The organism is Bradyrhizobium sp., assembly GCF_049798375.1.
Taxonomy (GTDB): domain Bacteria; phylum Pseudomonadota; class Alphaproteobacteria; order Rhizobiales; family Xanthobacteraceae; genus Bradyrhizobium.
On sequence record NZ_JBARGP010000562.1, the window covers coordinates 1 to 2,332 of the forward strand.

The 2,332-nt window shown below is 65.2% G+C and carries 3 protein-coding genes and 1 pseudogene; 2 read left to right on the top strand and 2 right to left on the bottom strand.

The genetic code is table 11. The features are described 5' to 3' along the window. Nucleotides 1–130 precede the first annotated feature (130 nt). Together WA702_RS22540 and WA702_RS22545 are read left to right on the top strand one after the other, a co-directional pair. Nucleotides 131–592, top strand: coding sequence for an N-acetyltransferase family protein (locus tag WA702_RS22540; RefSeq protein WP_425112763.1), 462 nt, complete (start codon nucleotides 131–133; stop codon nucleotides 590–592). Between the two features lie 272 nt (nucleotides 593–864). Then, nucleotides 865–1,007 (top strand): annotated as a pseudogene (locus WA702_RS22545) (aldo/keto reductase); the annotation flags it as partial. Between the two features lie 220 nt (nucleotides 1,008–1,227). Here the strand turns inward: WA702_RS22545 and WA702_RS22550 are convergent. Both WA702_RS22550 and WA702_RS22555 read right to left on the bottom strand, forming a co-directional pair. Then, the gene (locus WA702_RS22550; protein ID WP_425112764.1) at nucleotides 1,228–1,542 is read right to left on the bottom strand and encodes an antibiotic biosynthesis monooxygenase family protein; all 315 of its coding nucleotides are present in this window, start codon (nucleotides 1,540–1,542) and stop codon (nucleotides 1,228–1,230) included. Nucleotides 1,543–1,656: 114 nt separating this feature from the next. Beyond that, nucleotides 1,657–2,332 (bottom strand): DUF1501 domain-containing protein (locus tag WA702_RS22555; protein WP_425112765.1); only part of this gene is annotated, 676 nt, incomplete at its 5' end.

Here is a 2,332-nt window from a genome sequence, read left to right on the forward strand (position 1 = left end):
TCATCAATAGTCCCGCAGTGCGCGTGCACTCGTCGAGGCCGCCCGGCCGAAGACCTCCGTGCCGGATTGATCTCGCAGGCGCCGCCGCGTATCGAAGCTCATTCATCGATCCGACGAGGGATGAGCCGACATGCCCACCGACCTGACCATTCGCGCCGTAACCCCTAGGGATTACGAACGTTGGCTGCCGCTGTGGGATGGCTACAATGCGTTCTACGGCCGCTCCGGCCCGACCGCGCTGCCCGAGGCCGTCACGGCCATGACGTGGTCGCGCTTCTTCGATGCTTATGAGCCGGTGCATGCGCTGGTCGCCGAGAGCAATGGCGAGTTGCTCGGGCTTGCGCACTACCTCTATCACCGCACCACGACCGCGATCGCGCCGCTGTGCTACCTCAACGATCTCTTCACGACGGAGGCGGCGCGCGGCAAGGGCGTGGGCCGCGCGCTGATCGAGGCGGTCTATGACGCGGCCCGGCGCGCCGGCTCGCCGCGCGTCTACTGGCTGACACACGAGACCAACACGACCGCGCAGGCGCTCTACGACAAGCTCGCCGACAAGTCTGGCTTCATCGTCTATCGCCGGCCGATGTGAGCCCGCGGTCGCGGCGCAACGGCCAAAATGACAAGCATCTGTCACGACCGCGTTACATGACAAGGCTAGGTTGTACCTGCGCTTGATGTGGCCCCCCGTCACCGATCATGCGTATAGCGGTCCCGTCAGTTGCCGCATCTGACCGGGGCCGCATTTTTTTGTCGGAGCGTTCCATCTGCGTGGCAGAAGCCAGGCCCGCACCTTGCCGCCGACGGCGCGCAGGACAGGATGCGCGCCGCTGATCCAGCCTTCTCACCGGCAAGTACAAGCGGGAGCTCGCCTTCTCCTGGCTCGCGCAGCGCCCGCAACCGCCGGTGCCACGGGGCCGGCGCAGATCAAGCAGAACGTCAAGGCGATCGCGTGGAATCTGAGCGCCGAGGAGATGGCGGAGATCGATCAGATTACGCTGGGGTAGCTTGCTGCGATTGGCTTGCCATGTTGGCCGAGCGAACGGTGCGCTCCCTCTCCCCGTTCTTCACGGGGAGAGGGTTGGGGTGGGGGCAGACGCACAAGTGGTGTAAGTTGTGAGTGCCGTAGGATGGGTGGAGCGCAGCGATACCCATCACTCAACCGCACAATTTGATAGAAGCGATGGGTATCGCTGCGCTCCACCCATCCTACGCTCCTCCAATGGCCTACTTCTTCACCGTCTGGCGTACCTCGAAGCCCTCGAACTGCGGGTGGCCGAGATAGTGCACCTTGCTCTCGCCGGCGCGGTGATGCGCGGCGCGGAATGCATCCGACTTGGTCCAGGCCTCGAAGGCCGCGTAGTTGGCCCAGATCGTGTGCGAGGCATAGAGCGTGTGATCCTCCGCCTCCGGCCCTTTCAACAGATGAAACTCGATGAAGCCGGGCACCTTATCGAGATGCGAGTCGCGCGACAGCCAGACCTGCTCGAAGTCGGCCTCCGAGCCCTTGGCGATGTGAAAGCGATTCATGGCGATATACATGCGGGTCTCCTGCACGAGATTGACTGCCTCGCCCCTTCCCTAGCAGAAAATCCTGGATCATGCGCGGCCCGGCCTCTCCTGAGTAAAGCAGCCGGGAGATATCGTGCCGCCGCCCTATCCGATCAGTCCCTTCATCGGCTTCACCGCCGCGCTGTCAGGAAATACTGATAGCGCCAGCACGCGTTCGCTTAAGCCCAGATGATCCGCCAGCACGCCCTTGATCACGGCGCGCAGATCGGTCGTCGCCGCGAGATCACGATTCTGATACAGGCTCGCCGCCTTCAGCGACGGCCAATCCGTGATCACGCGGCCGCCCTTCACCGCGCCACCGGCCAGCAGCGCGATGGTGCCGGTGCCGTGATCGGTGCCTTCGGTGCCGTTGATGCGCGCGGTGCGTCCGAACTCGGTCGCAACCACGATGGCCGTGTCGCGCCAATGCGTGCCGAGGCCGCTTTCGAACTCGGCCAGCGCGCCGTCGAGCCCCGACAGCAGCATCGCCAGTCGACCGACCGGACCACCTTCGTTGGCATGGGTGTCCCAGCCATCGAACGCCAGCGCCGCGATGCGCGGCCCGTCATCGGCGGCCATCAGCTTGGCGGCGCCACGCGCGACCTGCCGCATCGTGGCCGCGGCATTGCCGCCGGGCTTGCGCTTCATGTCGTCGCCGAGCGCGACTTTCTCGAGCTGCAGCCCTTGCGAGAGCGCGGCGGACAGCGCCGGGTCACGATGCGTGTAGAGATCGACCAGCCGCATCGCGGTGTCGTCCTCGGCCTGCGGCAGACTCACCGGT